Origin of the sequence: Pseudoalteromonas sp. NZS11, assembly GCF_015864765.1 — a bacterium.
In the GTDB taxonomy this organism is placed as follows: domain Bacteria; phylum Pseudomonadota; class Gammaproteobacteria; order Enterobacterales; family Alteromonadaceae; genus Pseudoalteromonas; species Pseudoalteromonas arctica.
Window position 1 is genome coordinate 473,563 of sequence record NZ_JADYWP010000001.1, and the last position, 18,500, is coordinate 492,062.

14 protein-coding genes and 1 tRNA gene are annotated in these 18,500 nt (G+C 39.6%); 11 read left to right on the top strand and 4 right to left on the bottom strand.

From position 1 onward, the window contains the following. Window positions 1-47: 47 nt before the first annotated feature. The 3 genes from I6E82_RS02140 to I6E82_RS02150 all read left to right on the top strand — a co-directional run bounded on the left by I6E82_RS02140 (window position 48) and on the right by I6E82_RS02150 (window position 3,213). A complete protein-coding gene (locus I6E82_RS02140) occupies window positions 48-749 on the top strand; it encodes a DUF3581 domain-containing protein (RefSeq protein WP_007581602.1) in 702 nt (233 codons plus the stop codon). Window positions 750-926: 177 nt separating this feature from the next. Then, a complete protein-coding gene (locus I6E82_RS02145; RefSeq protein WP_024593280.1) occupies window positions 927-2,174 on the top strand; it encodes a DEAD/DEAH box helicase in 1,248 nt (415 codons plus the stop codon). Window positions 2,175-2,232: 58 nt separating this feature from the next. After that, window positions 2,233-3,213 (top strand): sensor domain-containing diguanylate cyclase, encoded by a 981-nt coding sequence (locus I6E82_RS02150; RefSeq protein ID WP_165725581.1) that lies wholly within the window; start codon window positions 2,233-2,235, stop codon window positions 3,211-3,213. 329 nt (window positions 3,214-3,542) lie between these two features. Here I6E82_RS02150 and I6E82_RS02155 read toward each other — a convergent pair whose 3' ends face one another. Then, a complete protein-coding gene (locus I6E82_RS02155) occupies window positions 3,543-4,499 on the bottom strand; it encodes a methylenetetrahydrofolate reductase (RefSeq protein WP_024593278.1) in 957 nt (318 codons plus the stop codon). A 250-nt stretch (window positions 4,500-4,749) separates the two neighbouring features. Here I6E82_RS02155 and I6E82_RS02160 point away from each other — a divergent pair, with 250 nt between their 5' ends. Continuing rightward, window positions 4,750-7,632, top strand: coding sequence for a M16 family metallopeptidase (locus I6E82_RS02160; RefSeq protein ID WP_197116596.1), 2,883 nt, complete (start codon window positions 4,750-4,752; stop codon window positions 7,630-7,632). 80 nt (window positions 7,633-7,712) lie between these two features. Here I6E82_RS02160 and I6E82_RS19910 read toward each other — a convergent pair whose 3' ends face one another. Continuing rightward, a complete protein-coding gene (locus I6E82_RS19910; RefSeq protein ID WP_007581611.1) occupies window positions 7,713-7,838 on the bottom strand; it encodes a hypothetical protein in 126 nt (41 codons plus the stop codon). Window positions 7,839-8,360: 522 nt separating this feature from the next. Here I6E82_RS19910 and cysE point away from each other — a divergent pair. Beyond that, the gene (gene cysE, locus I6E82_RS02165; protein ID WP_007581613.1) at window positions 8,361-9,179 is read left to right on the top strand and encodes a serine O-acetyltransferase; all 819 of its coding nucleotides are present in this window, start codon (window positions 8,361-8,363) and stop codon (window positions 9,177-9,179) included. 35 nt (window positions 9,180-9,214) lie between these two features. Beyond that, window positions 9,215-9,895: a hypothetical protein gene (locus I6E82_RS02170; protein WP_197116598.1), complete on the top strand. Its 681-nt coding sequence runs from the start codon at window positions 9,215-9,217 to the stop codon at window positions 9,893-9,895. 12 nt (window positions 9,896-9,907) lie between these two features. Here the strand turns inward: I6E82_RS02170 and xseA are convergent, their stop codons facing one another. Further along, entirely contained in the window at window positions 9,908-11,248 is a 1,341-nt protein-coding gene (gene xseA / locus I6E82_RS02175; protein WP_007581616.1) for an exodeoxyribonuclease VII large subunit, read from the bottom strand. Window positions 11,249-11,383: 135 nt separating this feature from the next. On the opposite strand from xseA, the gene guaB reads away from it, so the two are divergent. From guaB to rimI, 5 genes are all read left to right on the top strand, one after another. Further along, window positions 11,384-12,853, top strand: a complete 1,470-nt coding sequence (gene guaB, locus I6E82_RS02180; RefSeq protein WP_002958783.1) for an IMP dehydrogenase — start codon at window positions 11,384-11,386, stop codon at window positions 12,851-12,853. Window positions 12,854-13,118: 265 nt separating this feature from the next. Further along, window positions 13,119-14,696, top strand: a complete 1,578-nt coding sequence (gene guaA / locus I6E82_RS02185; RefSeq protein ID WP_024608989.1) for a glutamine-hydrolyzing GMP synthase — start codon at window positions 13,119-13,121, stop codon at window positions 14,694-14,696. A 155-nt stretch (window positions 14,697-14,851) separates the two neighbouring features. Then, a tRNA-Trp gene (locus I6E82_RS02190) sits at window positions 14,852-14,928 on the top strand. 64 nt (window positions 14,929-14,992) lie between these two features. Beyond that, entirely contained in the window at window positions 14,993-15,298 is a 306-nt protein-coding gene (locus tag I6E82_RS02195) for a hypothetical protein (RefSeq protein WP_024608990.1), read from the top strand. Continuing rightward, window positions 15,285-15,752 carry a ribosomal protein S18-alanine N-acetyltransferase gene (gene rimI / locus I6E82_RS02200; RefSeq protein ID WP_007581622.1) on the top strand — a complete coding sequence of 156 codons (468 nt, stop codon included), beginning with the start codon at window positions 15,285-15,287 and terminating at the stop codon, window positions 15,750-15,752. The genes I6E82_RS02195 and rimI overlap by 14 nt, the downstream gene beginning before the upstream one ends. A 75-nt stretch (window positions 15,753-15,827) precedes the next feature. On the opposite strand, the gene I6E82_RS02205 is transcribed toward rimI, so the two are convergent. Next, the gene (locus I6E82_RS02205) at window positions 15,828-18,494 is read right to left on the bottom strand and encodes an ATP-binding protein (protein WP_165721063.1); all 2,667 of its coding nucleotides are present in this window, start codon (window positions 18,492-18,494) and stop codon (window positions 15,828-15,830) included. Between the last annotated feature and the right edge of the window lie 6 nt (window positions 18,495-18,500).

The window sequence follows — 18,500 nt, forward strand, 5'->3', positions numbered from 1 at the left end:
TCTGGTAATATAGATAGGTTATAAGCAGTTTAAGCAGTGAACAAACTATGTTAAGTCCTTTTTTTCAGCAGCATGCTGATTATGTTTCTATCTCTCGTGAGCAAGGTTGTCGATTCGCTAAATGCGTTGCTGATGATTACAATCCACTTCACGACAAAGATGCCAAAAAGTTTTGCGCGCCAGGAGACTTACTTTTTTCATTGGTACTAGACCGCTACGGTATTAGTGAACAAATGGAATTTACTTTTGCCGGTATGGTTGATGAAAACACCAAACTTAACTTCCCTGAAGGGGCTGATGAGTTTGATGTAACCAATGGCGAAAAAGTTATTTTAAAGGTAAAGCGCAAAGGTAAAACCAGCCAATGCCCAGCACTGACTAATAGCCTAATAAAAAATTATGTTGAGTTTTCTGGTACTACTTTCCCGCATGTAATTATTCCATTAATGGGTAAGCAAGAGGTAATGATTAACCCTGCTCGCCCAATGATCATTTACGAATCAATGCTTATCAACCTTGATAATCTTGATATTACAGCACCAGAACTTGAGTTTGCAGAGCCTAGTTTTGAGTACGCCGGCAAGCGCGGAAAAATTACACTACGTTTTAACCTGTTAGAAAACGGCGTTAAAGTGGGTAGTGGTGAAAAGCATATGGTAGTTTCGGGTATACGCGAATACTGCCAAGCAACAGTTGACGATTTAATAGCGTTTTACAACGAGCGTAAAGCGACACTAAAGCCAGCTTAAAGCTACAGCAAATTATAAAAGGCGCTAAATACAGCTGTTATTTAGCGCCTTTTTTATTGTTTTTAGCGCTAAAGCGAAAGTGAGCAACCACGATTAAATACTTTTCTGGACTGGTTAATTTACGCAGTACAGTAATATGCGTACAATAGCGCTCTTTGTTATTTTAAAGCTAAGCCTATGTCTGCCACTACGTTCTCATCACTTAATCTCGACCCGTTATTATTAACAGCGATTGAGCAAAATAATTACACTCAACCAACCGCAATTCAGATTAAAACTATTCCGCCTATTTTAGCCGGAAGTGATGTAATGGGCAGCGCGCAAACAGGTACTGGTAAAACCGCCGCCTTTGTTTTACCTTTGTTACATAAGCTTTTAAATACCCCTAAAAAAGATGAGCAAGGCCTTGCCCGCGTTGTAATTTTAACGCCAACCCGTGAGCTTGCTCAGCAAGTATTTGCAAGCTTTGAAAAGTACGCACAAGGCACTAATATCAATGGCGCTTTAGCCTATGGTGGCGCAAGTATTGGCCCTCAAATAAAAGCACTTAAAACAGCGCAAGTTATAGTGGCAACACCTGGGCGTTTGCTTGATCATATAGTTAAAGGCAGTGTGGTACTTTCAAGCGTAGACTCCTTAGTGTTTGACGAAGCTGACCGCATGCTTGATATGGGGTTTATTGATGAAATTAGACGTATATTGCGACATATCCCGGGTGATCGCCAAACTTTACTATTTTCAGCTACGTTTGATGACAGCGTGTTTGAACTCAGTAAAAAGTTACTTAAAAACCCAGAGCTAATTGAAGTTGATAAACGTAACTCAGCAGCCGTTGAAGTAGAGCAAGTTATTTACGCTGTAGATGAGGATCGTAAGCGCGAACTTGTATCGCACATGATTGGTATGAAAAACTGGCGCCAAGTGCTTATTTTTACTCGCACAAAACAAATGGCTGATCAGCTTGCTAAAGAAATGTGTAAAGACGGTTTAAAAACCGAATCAATCCATGGCGACAAATCGCAAGGCGCACGCGACCGTGCATTGCAAAACTTTAAAGAAGGTATTACACGCGTACTTGTTGCAACCGATGTAGCTGCGCGTGGTTTAGATATTTCTACACTTAGATACGTAATTAACTTTGAACTACCGTACATTGCCGAGGATTACGTGCACCGTATTGGCCGTACAGGTCGTGCTGGCGAACAAGGACTTGCTATGTCGCTGGTAAGTCTTGATGAGCAATGGCTGCTAGAAGAAATTGAAGTACTACTCGATACGCGTTTAACGCCGCAGTGGTTAGAAGGTTACGAGCCAGATCCTAATAAAAAGCCAAAAGATAATCGTAAAAATACTAACAAGTCGCGAAAAGATCGCGATAAAAAACGCATCACTGGTAAAAGAGAGCCAAGTAGACGTCGTAAATAATAGCTTTTACTTTGCTTTTTTGCCTATACTGGAGCTACTAAATAGCCGAGGTAAAGCAATGTTTGAAATTGATCAATGGGCATTTTCTGGTATTGATGGCCAAATATCTTTGCATAAATGGCAAAAAACAATCGACCTTATAACGGGGCTTTTTTCAGCCCCGTCTGGTTATATAGTTCAGGCAACAAGCAAAGGCTATCGCGTTGTTATTAGAAGTAACGAAGGTGGCTCTAACTTTGAGACCAATCCTATACTTCCTCCTCAAACACCTCTGTTTTGTCGCCACGTAGCTGAAACTAACAATACATTATATGTTAATGATGCAAGTAATAACGATACATGGAATACCCTACCAGAAGTAGTTGAAGACGGTGTTGAATCCTACCTAGGTTTACCTATTCATTGGCCTGAAGGCGAAGTGTTTGGCACGTTATGTTTAAAAGACACTAAAATAACAAGCTATACCGATGAATATTTTGAACTCATAGAACAACTACGCGATTTGATTGAAGACGACCTAGCGCTTGTGTATAGCTATGAGCAAATGCGCGAAATAGCCATGTTAGACTCATTAACGAATATTTATAACCGCCGAGCACTTAACTTATTAGCCCAGCAAAAACTTAACTTAGCGCTACGTTTAGGCTTTGACGTATGCTGTTTGTTTATTGATATAAACGACTTTAAAAAATTAAACGACACCTTTGGTCATGAGGTGGGCGACAAAGCCTTAATTATATTGGCAGATACGCTAAAAACGCATTTAAGAGATGCTGATATAGTAGGACGCTTAGGTGGCGATGAGTTTGTTGCAGTAATGCAAGTAAGCGATAAGAGTAAAATTAACTACATTATGGATAAAATATCCTCTGAGTATTCAAAAGCTTTACTCAAAGAAGACGTTTGCGATTTATCGCTTAGTATTGGTTATAGTTTTACTAATAAACAAAAGCAGCCCTTTGAAGCGCTATTAAATGATGCAGACCACGCAATGTATAAAAATAAACAAGCGTATAAGCTCGCTAAAAAAGCACAATAATAAAAGGAGGTTCGTCATGACTCATGCCACACAAACTTGGTTGGTTTCTCTGCGATGGGTTTTATTTTTTCCTTAGCAATAATAAGCTTATTTGAAACGTCCCTAGCATTAGATTTATATCTAATGAGGGAATAATTTTTGGTGTTATGTGCTCCTCTATGGGGTTTGCCTTAAAAAGGCTTGAGAGTAATAACCAAAAACACCTTCAATAAATAGCTTAAGCTGCAAATCTTTACTTGTATTTATTAATTAATTTTTCAAAGAACGGACATAAAAAAGCAAGCCATGAGGCTTGCCAAGAAGGGTGTTAATTAGCTCTTACCTAGCCTTTAAGCTATTAGCTTTTCCGCAAGGTTTAATTCCATAATGGCTTTTAATAAACGGTATAAGTTAATTGACGCGTCAATTTCTTCTTTACGGTTTGTTAAGCTTTCAATATTTAGGCCCAGCGGTACATCTAAATGCGCACAGCTTTTAAGTATTAAGTCGAGGTTTTCGCGGCAAATACGTACTGATTCGCTTAATGTATTGTCTGCATCAAGCATGCGCCATTTAGTTGCCTCTGGCACTGAGATACCCAACCATTGCATAAAGTCTAAGGTTTTTTCGCCGCCGCACGGGGTAAACGTTAATATAATACGTTGAGGTGTAATCCCTTGTGCTTTACATGTACGTGCGTAGCTAGTAATTAGCTCTATAGTAGCTTGTGCGTCGTAAACAGCTTGCGATATAAAAAACTGACAACCTTGTGCTGTTTTTTCTATTAATCGTTCGTGCTCATTTCGTTTACTTGAATGGCGCTCGGCAATCGTAACGCCACCTAAAAAGAAATCATCTGATTGCTCAGCCATCGCTTTATACGCATCTGGCAGGCTTAGCTTTATATCGCCTATTGATGACGGGCTACCTACTAAAACTACATTTTGTAAATCGTAGTCGTTTTTAGTCTCACTTAGCCAATCTTTAAATTCGCCTACGCCACGCTGCGCCACACTTTTATAAGTAATCACATCTTGTGCAGATAAATTACGAAGTAAATGGCTGTATTCACGCGGATCAACGGTTTGTTTAAACGCAAATGGGCGGTCTTGATTGGTTCGGCTGCTTTCGTCTTGAATGTCGTAAATTATCACGCCGTCGTATTCAATTTCGTGTAAGCGACCTAATAGCTTTTCTGCAATGGTTTTTAATTGCGCTTTATCGGTGCCAATTTTAGGCGGGGTAGTACCAATAAGATAAACACCTTGATTGGTGTCCACTATCTTCTCTTTTAGTGATAAAGCCATAATCCTCATTCCAGCTAAGTTTGTTTTGATGGATTTAATATAGCAGCCATTTAGACGTCTAGATAGATTTATTTAGTGAAAGTTTTTCAACTAACATGATGTTTATTCATAGTGCTTGTTCCCATTATTTATAATTGACACAGTTGTTTACATAATAAATTCCCTTGGGGCTCTTATATTTATTGGCTTTGGGGCATAATTAAAGAGTTAAATCTGACAACAAATTTGCTCAATTTAAAAAGGGACAACAATGAAATTTAAATTATTAGCAACCAGCTTAGCGGTATCGCTGGCGTTAACAGGTTGCGCCATGCAACAAAACCAAAGCACGCAAACAACAGCACAACAAGAACAAGTAAATAAAGCTGATGATCGTGTTTTTTCGCAAGATTATTTAATTGAAGAGCTAGAAAACGGCTTACGTGTAATGGTTGTTAAAACCGATTACCCTGATGTGGTGTCGCTGCAAATTCCGGTATCGGTTGGATCGCGTAACGAAGTTGAAGAGGGCAAAACAGGCTTTGCTCACTTTTTTGAACACATGATGTTTAAAGGCTCACAAAAATACCCTGAAGATGTGTATTCAGACATATTAAAAAATTCAGGTGTTGATAACCGCGCTTATACAACAAACGATTTTACAAACTACCATTTAAATTTTTCAAAACAGCATCTTGATAAAGTACTTGAGCTTGAAGCTGATATTTTTCAAAATTTAACCTACACCGAAGAGCAATTTAGAACCGAAGCGCAAACGGTAAAAGGTGAGTACTTAAAAAACAACGCGAGCCCAATTCGTAAATTATTAAGCGCTGTGCGCGAAGAAGCGTTTGATAAGCACACTTATAAACACACCACTATGGGCTTTTTTAAAGACATAGAAGCCATGCCTGATCAAATGGCGTACGGGAAAGAATTTTTTGCTAAGTTTTATAAGCCTGAGTATGTGTCACTTGTTATTGTGGGCGATGTAGATCCGCAAGCAACAATGGCAATGGTTAAAAAGCATTGGGGCAGCTGGAAAAAGGGTAACTATGTTGCCGACATTAAAGCAGAGCCTGTTCAACAAGCACCAAAATATTTGCACCAGCAAGATGAAGCGCTACCAGGGCATTGGTTACTTGTATCCTACAAAGGCGCTGCGTGGGAGCCTGCTAAAAAAGACAGAGCGGCGCTTGATTTAATCTCACAGCTTTATTTTTCAAATAATTCAGATTTATATCAAGAGCTAGTGGTCGACAAACAAATTGCCAGCCAAATGTTTACCTATAACCCAGAGACTAAAGATCCGGGTTTATTACACGTATTTGTTAAAGTAGAAAACGCAGACGATTTAGCCACTGCGCGCGATGCCATTAACCGAACTTATGCAAAAGCACGCACTGAGCTTGTTGATGAGCAAAAGCTCAGTGATTTAAAATCGAACCTTAAATACAGCTTTATTAATGGCTTAGACTCGTCGCAAGCGATTGCATCAACCCTTGCCAGCTACATGCATTTTGAGCGCGATCCTGAGGTTATAAACCAGCTGTATAAATCGGCTGATAACATCACCAGCGCAGATATTAAAACCGTTGCTAATAAATACTTTACCGATAACGCACGTACCACATTAACGATGTCGGCACTTGATAAAGCCCCAGGTTTTGAGCAAGAAGTTGATTTAAATGCGCTTACTGCAAAGCTTGAACAAGCACCTGCGGCACCTGTATTTAAAGTGCTTGATAAAACGAATAGCTCGCCATTAATTGATGTTAACTTTTTATTCAATACCGGTGCGGCTGCCGACCCACAAGGCAAAAAAGGCATTGCAGCACTCACTGCGGCTATGCTTGCACAAGGTGGCTCAGAGGCGACAAGCTATAAAGATATTCAAAAAGCACTTTATCCTCTTGCGGGTAGCTTTGGCTATCAAATAGATAAAGAAATGCTGTCGTTCCAAGGGCGTATCCATAAAGATAATGCGGCGCAGTGGTATGCACTTGTGAGCGATCAATTACTAAACCCAGGTTTTAGAGACGATGACTTTAAGCGCCTTAAAAAAGAAATGATCGACGGTATTAAATCAGGCTTAAAAGCATCTAACGATGAAGAGCTAGGCAAAGAAGTACTCTACAGTGCACTTTACAAAAATCACCCTTACGAAAGCTACAACTATGGTGATATTTCGGATTTAGAAGCGTTGACGCTAGATGATGTTAAAGCGTTTTATAACAGCGAGCTTACGCAATCTAAACTCACGGTTGGTTTAATTGGGGCTGTACCTGCAAAGCTTAAAGCTAAAATGATGAGCGATTTTGCAACGCTACCAAAAGGTGAGCAAAGCCGTTTAAGCATTCCTGATGCGCCAGTGCTTAAAGGTCATCATGCAACGATTGTAGAAAAATCGGCGCAATCGACAGCGGTATCGTTTGGTTTCCCTATTGATACGATAAGAAGTAGCGAAGACTGGACAGCCCTTTGGCTTGTGCGTTCGTACTTTGGTGAGCACCGTAGTTCTAACAGCTTTTTATATGAGCGCATTCGTGAAACTCGCGGCATGAACTATGGCGATTACGCATACATTGAATACTTTCCACGTGGTATGTTTCAAACCAAACCTGATGCAAACCTAGGGCGCTCTGAGCAAATATTTCAAGTGTGGTTACGCCCACTTCGCTCTAATAACGATGCGCACTTTGCCACACGTACAGCCTTATTTGAGCTTGATAAGCTAATTAAAAATGGTATGAGCGAAGATGACTTTGAAGCTACGCGTAACTTTTTAATTAACTTTGTGCCGCAAATGGTGGCAAGTCAAAACCGCCAATTAGGTTACGCGCTTGATAGCGAATTTTACAACACAGATAGCTTTGTAAGTTACGTAACTAATAAACTTAAAACGCTAAGCGTTGCCGATGTAAACCGCGTTATTAAAGAAAACTTACAAACAGACAATGTTCACTATGTATTTATTACTGGTGACGGCGCTGATATGCAAAAACGTTTGGCATCGCAGCAAACCTCACCAATGGTTTACAACACAAAAAAACCAGCGGAACTAGTTGCTGAGGATAAAGTAATTGCTGATTACAAATTAGCAATTCCTGCAAAAAATATTGAAGTAGTAAAAGTTGAAAAAGTATTTCAATAATTTAAGTGGTTTTTAATGGTTGGAAAGTGCCCTAACTTATGGGGCACTTTATATCTTTAATGACTCTGTAGTAGGGTCCTTTAATTAATGAAACGCGCATCATATATTTTGATGGCAATACCAATAATCATAATTATTAAACTAATGAGAAGTAATATATTTATTCCACGCTTTTCTTTATTTTTTAATTCAGAGTCATCACTCATTTTGAATTCCTCATTTCTATTTGTTTATGTAAAAAATCAATAAAACTAAATATAGCTTAGCTCGGTATAATGAACAAACTTAGCTTAAATCCTAATTAATTTAGCGTTTTTTTACGCCGTCAGCTGTACGTCAGTCCGTATTTTTTCATATGACAGGTGAGCTTTCGTATGTTGCTAGCTTTTGATTTTTATTAATTTACTATATTTTAAGTATGTATTGGTAATTTTAGCTACTGTCGTATAACTTAATCTAAAAAATGGGTACGTATTTGAAATATCATTTCTGGGTGCTAGGGCGTGTTGAACTCTGTGGATTGAAATTTGTTCAATCTAGGGTCGATTTAATCGCGGCGCGAGGTTTGTAACCTAGTGGGCTAAGTAAAAACCGAGCAACAAAGAGTTAATCGTCCCTAGTTATATCTAATAACCAGAACAAATAACTAAGGGATTAACACCTTAGGCTTTAAATCCGTTAGACTTGGGAAAAGGCTATTTTATATCAACTTAAGGCAGTGCAGTATTATGCGTCATGCAATTTGGCAACAGCTTCGCGACGAAGCTAACGATGTAGTAACACGTGAACCATTATTAGCAAGTCATGTTTATTCATGCATTTTGAATCATGATTGTTTAGGTTCGGCATTGAGCTTTATTGTTGCTAATAAGTTGGCTGATGCGGTGGTATCGGCATTCACTATCCGAGAGCTGTTTGACCAAGCATTTGTAAAATGTGACCGTATGCTATCTTTTGTTGCTGAGGATATTAAAGCGGTAAAAGACCGCGACCCTGCATCAGAAACCTATCTTACGGTTATATTAAATCTAAAAGGTTTTCATGCTATTCAGGCGCACCGTTTGGCTAATTGCTTGTGGCAACAAAACCGCAAAGAGCTAGCGCGCTTTATTCAAAGCCGTAACTCTGAAGTGTTTGGGGTCGATATTCACCCAGCATGTAAAGTGGGTAAAGGCATTATGTTTGACCACGCAACCGGTATTGTTATTGGTGAAACAGCAGTAATTGAAGATAACGTATCAATTTTGCAATCTGTAACGCTTGGCGGTACAGGCAATGAGCAGGGCGATCGTCATCCTAAAATTAGAGCGGGCGTGTTAATTGGCGCCGGCGCTAAAGTACTGGGTAATATTGAAGTAGGTGAGGGCGCACGAATTGGTGCGGGCTCAGTTGTACTTAGCAATGTTCCACCACACACAACCGCTGTTGGCGTACCCGCTAAAATTATTGGTCGACCGGATTGTGAGTGTCCGGCGCAAAGTATGAACCAAAACTTTTTAGCAAATCCTGAGCCTGAAAACGAATCGCACACGAGTGCAATGCTATAAGTAATTAAAAATAATAAAACTTAAAAGGAATTAACATGAACAAGAATAGTTTATTGGCTCTAGGGATTGGGTTTATTGCGGGTGTAGGTTTAACTTGGAGCTACTTTAACGCAGCTTCAAGTCATCCTGAATCTGTTAAGTCGCAGCCAAGTTATGAAAAACAGCAAAAGCTTCATACTGAACAACAAAGTAATGAAGTATTAAGTAATGCAGACTCTGCAGTACCTGAGCAAGTCGCTAGTATAGAGCCCGCTGAAGACACGCCTCCAACCTATTCAGAAACCCAAATGCTTGATGAACTACCTTTAGAAGAGCAAGTAACTCAGCTTAAGCAGCAACTTGCTGAGCAGAAAGCGACAGTTAAAAGTATTTTAAAGCAAATGAGAGGTCCTTCAGATTTTGAGAAGATCTTACGTGATAAATTTGAAAAGCAAACGCGTGACGAAGAATGGGCTTATCGTACTGAAATGGCATTACAAGATTTTTTATTAACAGCTGATTTAGCGATTATACCCGATGTTGTTAGCGCAAAATGTAAAACGACGATATGTGAATTTGAACTTGCCGCACCCGCTGATAACGACACATTTGATAATTCTCAATGGCGAGAGCTAAACGACAAGTTGATGAAGCAAGAGTTTTGGCAACAATTTAAAAGCACTACCTCCACATCAAGCGATAGCGAGCTTAAATTGTTGCTAAGTACAGAGTTTTAAGTAATACCAACTTTATGTAATAGGTATAACCTGTGATTCTATAGAGCCATCAACGAGCTCTGTAATCAAAACATCGCCTGTTTTAATTTGCCCCACAGATTTAACCACTTTGCCTTGTTGTGTTTTAGTGATGCTATAGCCGCGCGCTAAAACATTAAGCGGACTTACTGAATCTAACCTGCTTGCTTGCAGTGCTAAGCTATTATTCGCTTGCTGTAACTGATGTTGTATAGCTTGGTTTAGCCTAGCTTGTAATTGCGAAAGTTGATGGCTTGCTGTAGCGAGTTTTTTATCGGGTGATTGGCGCATTAAACGCGGCGTTAAGTTATTGAGTGTGCGTTCTTGCTGGTATAAACGATTACGCATCGCCTGTTGTAGCGCAATGCTTAGCTCATCCAAACGTTGTGATTTTTGATTAAGCTGATTACGCGGATGACATAAATTAAGGCGGTGTTGTAACTGCGTTGCTAGTGCGCGCTTGTCGGCAATGCCGTGCTTAAACGCGTTAGATAAACGATTAACTAATTGCGTTACTTTGTTGTGTAACTCTTGCGTATTTGGGCTTACAAGCTCAGCTGCGGCTGATGGAGTCGCTGCACGAACATCAGCAACGTAATCGCTAATAGTGGTATCTATTTCGTGGCCTACCGCACTTACTATCGGTAATTCACTTTTGAAAATAGCGCGGGCGAGCTGTTCGTGATTAAAACACCATAAATCTTCAAGTGATCCGCCGCCTCGCCCTAAAATAAGTACGTCTACTTCATCACGAGCATTAGCTAATTCAATTTGGTTAATTAAATGCACGTGCGCTTCTTTGCCTTGTACCATAGCAGGGTAAATGATGACTTCTAGCTGCGGTGCACGGCGTTTGAGTACCGTTAAAATATCTTTTATAGCAGCGCCGGTTGCTGAGGTAATAACACCAATGCGATTAATATTTTGGGGTAATGGCTGTTTGTGAGCAGAGCTAAATAATCCTTCGGCGGCTAAACGCATTTTAAGCGCATCAAATTCTTGTTTTAGCTGACCTTCGCCTGCGGGTTCCATATGCTCAACAATAAGCTGGTAGTCACCGCGAGGTTCATAAAGCGATACACGCGCTTTTACTGTAACTTGTGCGCCATTTACAGGGCGGTAGCTTTGGTTGCGATTATTGCCTCGCCACATTGCGGCTTTAATTTGTGCTTTATCGTCTTTTAACGAAAAGTACCAATGTCCAGATGCAGGGGTAATAAAGTTAGAAATTTCGCCCGTGAGCACTAAAGATGCAAAACCTTGCTCAAGGATTGTGCGAATTTCTCTATTAAGGCGTGAAACGGTGTAAACCGCCTGCGAAGGCTTCGAAAACATAAAAAACAACCTAAAACTATTTATTGCACTACTTTATCATAAATATTTGCGAAATATTATTTACTCATGCCAACAACGCTGTTAAAATTTGGCCGCAATTCCTTATCTTAGATCCACATGTGAGAAGTTGCCAAAATGCTTAGAATCGCTAAAGAAGCTCTTACCTTTGATGACGTACTTTTAGTACCTGGTCATTCTACTGTTTTGCCACACACGGCAAATATTTCAACTCGCTTAACGCGTGGTATCAAACTTAACTTGCCGCTTATTTCAGCATCTATGGATACTGTTACAGAAGCTCGTTTAGCTATTGCCCTTGCGCAAGAAGGTGGTCTTGGTTTTATTCATAAAAACATGACTATTGAAGAACAAGCGAAAAACGTACGTAAAGTTAAAACCTACGAAGCAGGTATTGTTTCATACCCTGTAACGGTTACTGCCGATTTAACAATTGCAGATGCAATTGAGCTTTCGCACGAAAAAGGTTTTTCAGGCTTTCCGGTTACCGATAGCAATAATGTGCTTGTAGGCATTGTTACTAGTCGTGATATGCGTTTTGAAACTAAGCTTGAACAGCCTGTTTCTACCGTTATGACTAAAAAAGAAAAGCTTGTTACCGTTAAAGAAGGCGCAGCACGCGAAGAAATTTTAGGCTTAATGCACGAACACCGCATTGAAAAAATCCTTGTTGTTGATGATGAATTTAAACTTAAAGGCATGATCACAGTAAAAGATTACCAAAAAGCCCAAGACAAACCTGACGCATGTAAAGACGACCAAGGTCGTTTACGTGTAGGTGCTGCTGTAAGTGTTGGCGCAGGTACTGATGAGCGCATTGCTGCATTAGTAGAAGCGGGTATTGATGTTTTACTTATCGATACATCGCATGGTCACTCTCAAGGTGTTATTGACCGTGTTACTAAAACTCGCAAAGAGTACCCAGACTTACAAATTATTGCAGGCAACATAGCAACAGCTGAAGGTGCGATTGCACTTGCTGATGCGGGAGCGGATGCAGTTAAAGTAGGTATCGGCCCAGGTTCTATTTGTACTACACGTATTGTTACCGGTTGTGGCGTTCCACAAATTACCGCTATTTCAGATGCTGTTGAAGGCTTAAAAGGTCGCGACATTCCTGTTATTGCTGATGGTGGCATTCGTTTTTCTGGTGATATTGTTAAAGCACTTGTTGCTGGTGCATCGTGTGTAATGGTGGGTTCACTGCTTGCTGGTACTGAAGAAGCACCAGGTGAAGTTGAATTATACCAAGGCCGTTATTACAAATCTTACCGTGGTATGGGCTCATTGGGCGCGATGGATCAAAAAGAAGGTTCATCAGATCGTTACTTCCAAAAATCAAACGAAGCAGACAAGTTAGTACCTGAAGGTATTGAAGGTCGCGTAGCTTACAAAGGTCCTATTGCAACGATTATTCATCAGCAAGTGGGCGGCCTACGAAGCGCTATGGGCTTAACGGGTTGTGCAACAATTGAAGAGCTAAATACAAAACCACAATTTGTACGTGTTACTTCAGCCGGTATGGGTGAGTCGCACGTTCATGATGTGCAAATCACTAAAGAAGCACCAAATTACCGTTTAGGTTAAGCAGCGTAATTAATTTAATATACTGGGCTTGCTTTGCAAGCCCTCTTTTTAGTCGTTTATATAAATACCAATTGCATTAATAAAGTGGTCAATTATTGCGACAGATAAATGGCTCAATAACGAGGCAAAAATTTCGATTTTTAGTTTCTTCTAAATAAGAAGTTTTTAACGTGGTTAGAGAGTTATTTAGCCTGCAAAAATTAGTAATGTTTAATAAAATTGGTATTCAAAGCGGCATTTAGCATCAGACTTTACGAGATACTCCATGAGCAAAGATATTCACGATTCACGAATTCTCATTTTAGACTTTGGTTCACAATACACTCAATTAATCGCCCGTCGTGTGCGTGAAATTGGTGTTTACTGTGAACTTTGGGCATGGGATGTGACTGAAGAGCAAATCCGCGAGTTCAACCCACAAGGTATTATTCTTTCTGGTGGTCCAGAATCAACAACACTTGAAAACAGCCCGCGCGCTCCTGAGTATGTATTTAATGCAGGCGTGCCTGTGCTAGGTATTTGCTACGGTATGCAAACAATGGCAGCTCAACTTGGCGGAAGTGTACACAGCTCTGATAAAAAAGAGTTTGGTTACGCACAAGTAGAAAAAGTAGGCAACTGTGCATTATTTGATGCAATTGAAGACAGCATTACCGATGGCGGCAACGGCGTACTCGACGTATGGATGAGTCATGGCGACAAAGTAATGGATATTCCAGCTGGTTTTGCAACAACAGCTAAAACATCTACTTGTCCACATGCTGCAATGTCTAACGAAGAAAAACGTTTTTACGGTGTACAGTTTCACCCAGAAGTAACACACACGCACCAAGGTCAGCGCTTATTAGAGCGTTTTGCTATTGATATTTGTGGCTGTGAAAAATTGTGGACTGCTGCAAAAATTATCGATGATGCAATCGAGCGTATTAAAGAAACAGTTGGCGATGACGAAGTTATTTTAGGCCTCTCTGGTGGTGTTGATTCATCGGTTGTGGCTATGCTTATTCACCGTGCAATTGGCGAAAGACTAACATGTGTATTTGTTGATAATGGTTTACTTCGTTTAAACGAAGGCCAACAAGTAATGGACATGTTTGGTAATAAATTTGGCTTAAATATTGTTAAAGTTGAAGCTGAAGAGCAGTTTTTAAATGATCTAGCGGGTAAGTCAGACCCAGAAGATAAACGTAAAGCCATTGGTCATACGTTTATTAATGTATTTGATGAGCAAGCCAAAAAGCTTAAAAATGCAAAATGGTTAGCGCAAGGTACAATTTATCCTGATGTAATTGAATCAGCGGCATCTGCAACTGGTAAAGCGCATGTTATTAAATCTCACCACAATGTGGGTGGATTACCAGATGACATGAAAATGGGCCTTGTTGAGCCATTACGTGAATTATTCAAAGATGAAGTACGTAAAATTGGCCTAGAACTAGGTTTACCGTACGACATGCTTTACCGTCATCCTTTCCCTGGACCAGGTTTAGGTGTGCGTGTACTTGGCGAAATCAAAAAAGAATACTGTGATTTATTACGCCGCGCTGATGCGATTTTCATCGAAGAGCTTCACAAAGCTGAGCTTTACCATAAAGTAAGTCAAGCGTTTACTGTATTCTTACCTGTTAAATCGGTAGGGGTTATGGGCGATGCACGTAAGTACGATTGGGTTGTATCACTTCGTTGTGTGGAAACAATCGACTTTATGACAGCGCGCTGGTCACATTTACCTTATGAGTTTTTAGGTGTGGTATCAAACCGTATCATTAACGAAATAGATGGTATTTCTCGTGTTGTTTACGATATTTCAGGTAAACCACCTGCAACTATCGAATGGGAATAATTAATTTTAGTTTTAATTAACTAATTTTAAGTGATTAAAAAATGGCGAATTAGCATGCTAATTCGCCGTTTTGTTTATTTAAAAAGCAGTTAAACTAAAAGAGTGATTTTTCTCTTTACCTTTGGCGAAACTTCTCTATAATTCGTCGTCATTGCAGGGGCGTAGTTCCAATTGGTAGAACAGCGGTCTCCAAAACCGATGGTTGGGAGTTCGAATCTCTCCGCCCCTGCCATTTCTTCTTTACATCGTTTTTATTACTTCTTATATTGTTCAAATGTCTAATCTACTGAGTTGTTATGCATCCACGTTACGCAGCTATTTTTGATATAGAAAATCTTGAACTCAATCAACATTATTGTCCTCAAGCAAATGATCAAGCTAATACTTTATCGCAAAGCACGATAGCTAGTTCTTTAACGCTAAATGAGCAACTACTTGCAGACATTAAACTCAGTGCAGAGCCTATTATTATAAATAGCGTTGTACAGGGCAGTGAGATGCAATTAAACGACAATAAGCTTACATTGCCAACCCCACAGCTCAACGCCTCTGAGAAGCGTGCTTTATGGGCTTTAATGAGTGAATACCTTGATAAACTTTAAATCAGTAGATGAAACTGCAATACCTCAATTAATGGCCATCGAAACAGCGTGTCATAGCCATCCGTGGACTTTAAATACAATGGGTTCATGTATAGGCGGGCGCTATTTTAATGTTGCCGCATTTGATGAGGCGAGCATGATTGGTTTTTATATTGGTGAAAAAGCAGGGCCTGATTTTACACTTATGGATATTTGTGTAACACCAAGTCACCAGGGTAAGGGTATTGCAAGGCAGTTGTTAGCGCAGTTTATTGAATATGGTGAGCAGCAAAATGCTGAAAACCTCTTTTTAGAAGTACGCGAATCAAATACGCGTGCTATTGCGCTGTACGAGCGCGCAGGCTTTGCTGAGATGTCAGTGCGTAAAAACTACTACCCAAGTGATAACCCTGCTAAAAATGGCTTTGAAGACGCTATTTTAATGGGTATGGCGCTAGGTTTAAACTTTTCATAATTAAAGACGGTAATTAGCATTTAAAATATAGAGCCGCTAAAGTACTGCATTTGTACAGTTTTGTAAGTTTACTTTTTAGGTTACTTTGTCGCTAATTGCTTGCTCAATGGCTGCTATTAAATCATTTACCAACTCGTCTCTTGGTACTTTATTGTTACTTTTTAAGTTCTCTTCAAGTGCCGCAGCGCTATGGTAAATTTCATCAAAGTTAAAGCATCCAGAACTACCTTTAACACTGTGCGCTATACCTCTTAATGCTTCCCAATCATCACAATGCTGCAAAGCTTTAACTTCTTCTAAATATGTAGGTAAGTTAGCTAAATAATTATCGGCAATTTGCTGAAACTTTTCGCTCTTTAATAGGCTATCCCATTTATTTTGATTATCTTTTTCAAGATGCAGGTAGCTTACGAGTACGTTTTCCAGAGCATCTTTATCAATGGGTTTAGCCAGTGCTTTGTCGCAACCAGCTTCTAGATAAGTGCCTATATCATGGTTCATTACATTGGCAGTAAGGGCAATGATAGGGCCATCATACGCTGCATGACGAAGCATTTTAGTCGCTTCTAATCCGCCCATTACAGGCATTTGCATATCCATAATAATAAGTTGGTAGTCGTTTACGAGCGCCATTTCTACAGCTTGTGCGCCATTACTGGCAATATCGGGTTCAAGACCCCAGGTTTGCAGTAATAATTTAATTAATAGTTGGTTATCTGGGTTATCCTCAGCCACTAATATATTGGCGTCGAAGCTATTGGTTGCAAACGATAAGAGAGGGTCTTTCTCTGGTATTAACTGGCTTTCTTGCGTTAAAAACTCAAGCATGGGTTGATCATCAGATAGCTGACATGCCACCCTAATTGTAACTCGGCTACCTACACCCACTTCACTTTCAAGGTTTACATCGCCACCAAGTAACAGTGCTAAGTTTTTAGAAATACACAACCCAAGACCTGTACCACCAAAACGACGTGTAGTTGTGGCATCGGCTTGTTCAAACGGCTTAAATACACGTTCTATTTGATGCTCAGACATACCAATACCAGTATCTTTAATTACAAACTCTAGCTTTTGACTTGCTTGTAAATAATGCACACAAATAGACACGCTACCATTTTCGGTAAATTTAACGGCGTTATTAGCAATGTTTATAAGTATTTGTTTTAAGCGGGTCACATCACTATAAATGGTGCGGGGGAGCGGCAGTTGATAGTCGATATTAAGGGTTAATTGTTTTTCTTGTGCCAGTGGTTGAATAATTGATTCAATATCGTGCACAAGCTGCACTACGTTTAACGCTGACAAATCAACAGCCAGCTTTTCAGCTTCAATTTTAGATAAATCGAGTATGTTATTTATTAACTCTAGTAAGTGTTTTGAATTACGTAAAATAGTGCTTAGGTGTTGTTTGTCATTCGCTACTTTATCGTTATGTAGTAACTGCTCTGTAAAGCCCATAATGGCCGTGAGCGGCGTGCGTATTTCGTGACTCATGTTAGCTAAAAAACGACTCTTAAGTTGATTAGCTTGCTCAGCTTGGCCAATAGCTAACTCAAGTTGGCTGTTCATAGCTTCAAGTGCTTGGGTACGACTTTCCACTTTATCTTCAAGGTGGTGTTTGTATTCTTCAAGCTGTTGTTGGTAGTGCCTTATTTGATTAACCATGTGGTTAAAGTCGTTAAATAAAACACCTACTTCATCATTTGTATGAGCTGGTAAGTGCACCGACAAATCGCCATCACCAACACGATGACTTGCAGCCCCGAGTAACTCAATTGGGTTAAGTAATAAATTGCGGACCACTACAAAAATTAATATTGGCAGGGTGATCACCGAAATAATAACAATTAAGCCTGTTATTAAACTTATGGCTTTACCTGATTGATAAAGCACCCCTTTGGGAATGGTCGATACGTAATAATATCCGCCGGGCATTTGCACTGCAAAAATCATTCGCTCTATTTTGTCTATGCTTGAGAGTTCAATAGTTGAAAGCATGCCGATATCAGCGAGGTCGTGCACTTGATTAAGTTCGTACTCGCTTATGTATTGGCCACGCATATTGTAATCGGAGCTAAATAAAATTTTCCCGTCTTTAGTCAACATTAAATTAAGCGTGTTGTTATATGGCGCTTCTAAAATACTAGAGTTTAGTATTGAAGGTTCTATATGTATTACAATAAAACCAAGCTGCTGTGGTCGTTTTAAATAGTAATCAACACTATAAATTCGTTGAATAAAATACAAACTAGTGGTGCCATCATCCTTTTGAATCATAAATTGCTGTTTACTTAAATTACTTTGCAATACTTGATTAAAAAACGGGTAGCTTTTAGGCGCTGTTGTTAGGTTGTTAGAGTAGTAGGCATCGCTTTTCCCACTGGCTGAAACTAAATTAATGCTAATTATATCGGGATAAGCCTCACTGTAACTGGCAAATACATCCATAAGCGCGCCAAGTTTTCGGGTGTAATTACCGTTGGCACGAATGTCGTTTGCTAAAAAATCACTAAGTACTGGCGAGGTTGAAAGTAGTTTTGCTGTAGAGTGAAAAGAGTCGATATAATTAAATATTTTTTGCTGTTGTTGCTCAACAAAACGGCTCATTATTAAATCAGCTTGTTTTTGTGTTGAATTAGTTACATTGGTGAGCGTAAAGCCACCTAAAAATAGCAGCGGTAGAATAACAAGGGGTGTTATATACCATAATAATCTAATACTTAACTTACTGGTTTTCATGACCAA

Coding starts and splice junctions, on each gene's coding strand:
- I6E82_RS02140 (WP_007581602.1), top strand. CDS start 48: ATGTTAAGTCCTTTTTTTCAGCAGCATGCTGATTATGTTTCTATCTCT.
- I6E82_RS02145 (WP_024593280.1), top strand. CDS start 927: ATGTCTGCCACTACGTTCTCATCACTTAATCTCGACCCGTTATTATTA.
- I6E82_RS02150 (WP_165725581.1), top strand. CDS start 2,233: ATGTTTGAAATTGATCAATGGGCATTTTCTGGTATTGATGGCCAAATA.
- I6E82_RS02155 (WP_024593278.1), bottom strand. CDS start 4,499: ATGGCTTTATCACTAAAAGAGAAGATAGTGGACACCAATCAAGGTGTT.
- I6E82_RS02160 (WP_197116596.1), top strand. CDS start 4,750: ATGAAATTTAAATTATTAGCAACCAGCTTAGCGGTATCGCTGGCGTTA.
- I6E82_RS19910 (WP_007581611.1), bottom strand. CDS start 7,838: ATGAGTGATGACTCTGAATTAAAAAATAAAGAAAAGCGTGGAATAAAT.
- cysE (WP_007581613.1), top strand. CDS start 8,361: ATGCGTCATGCAATTTGGCAACAGCTTCGCGACGAAGCTAACGATGTA.
- I6E82_RS02170 (WP_197116598.1), top strand. CDS start 9,215: ATGAACAAGAATAGTTTATTGGCTCTAGGGATTGGGTTTATTGCGGGT.
- xseA (WP_007581616.1), bottom strand. CDS start 11,248: ATGTTTTCGAAGCCTTCGCAGGCGGTTTACACCGTTTCACGCCTTAAT.
- guaB (WP_002958783.1), top strand. CDS start 11,384: ATGCTTAGAATCGCTAAAGAAGCTCTTACCTTTGATGACGTACTTTTA.
- guaA (WP_024608989.1), top strand. CDS start 13,119: ATGAGCAAAGATATTCACGATTCACGAATTCTCATTTTAGACTTTGGT.
- I6E82_RS02195 (WP_024608990.1), top strand. CDS start 14,993: ATGCATCCACGTTACGCAGCTATTTTTGATATAGAAAATCTTGAACTC.
- I6E82_RS02205 (WP_165721063.1), bottom strand. CDS start 18,494: ATGAAAACCAGTAAGTTAAGTATTAGATTATTATGGTATATAACACCC.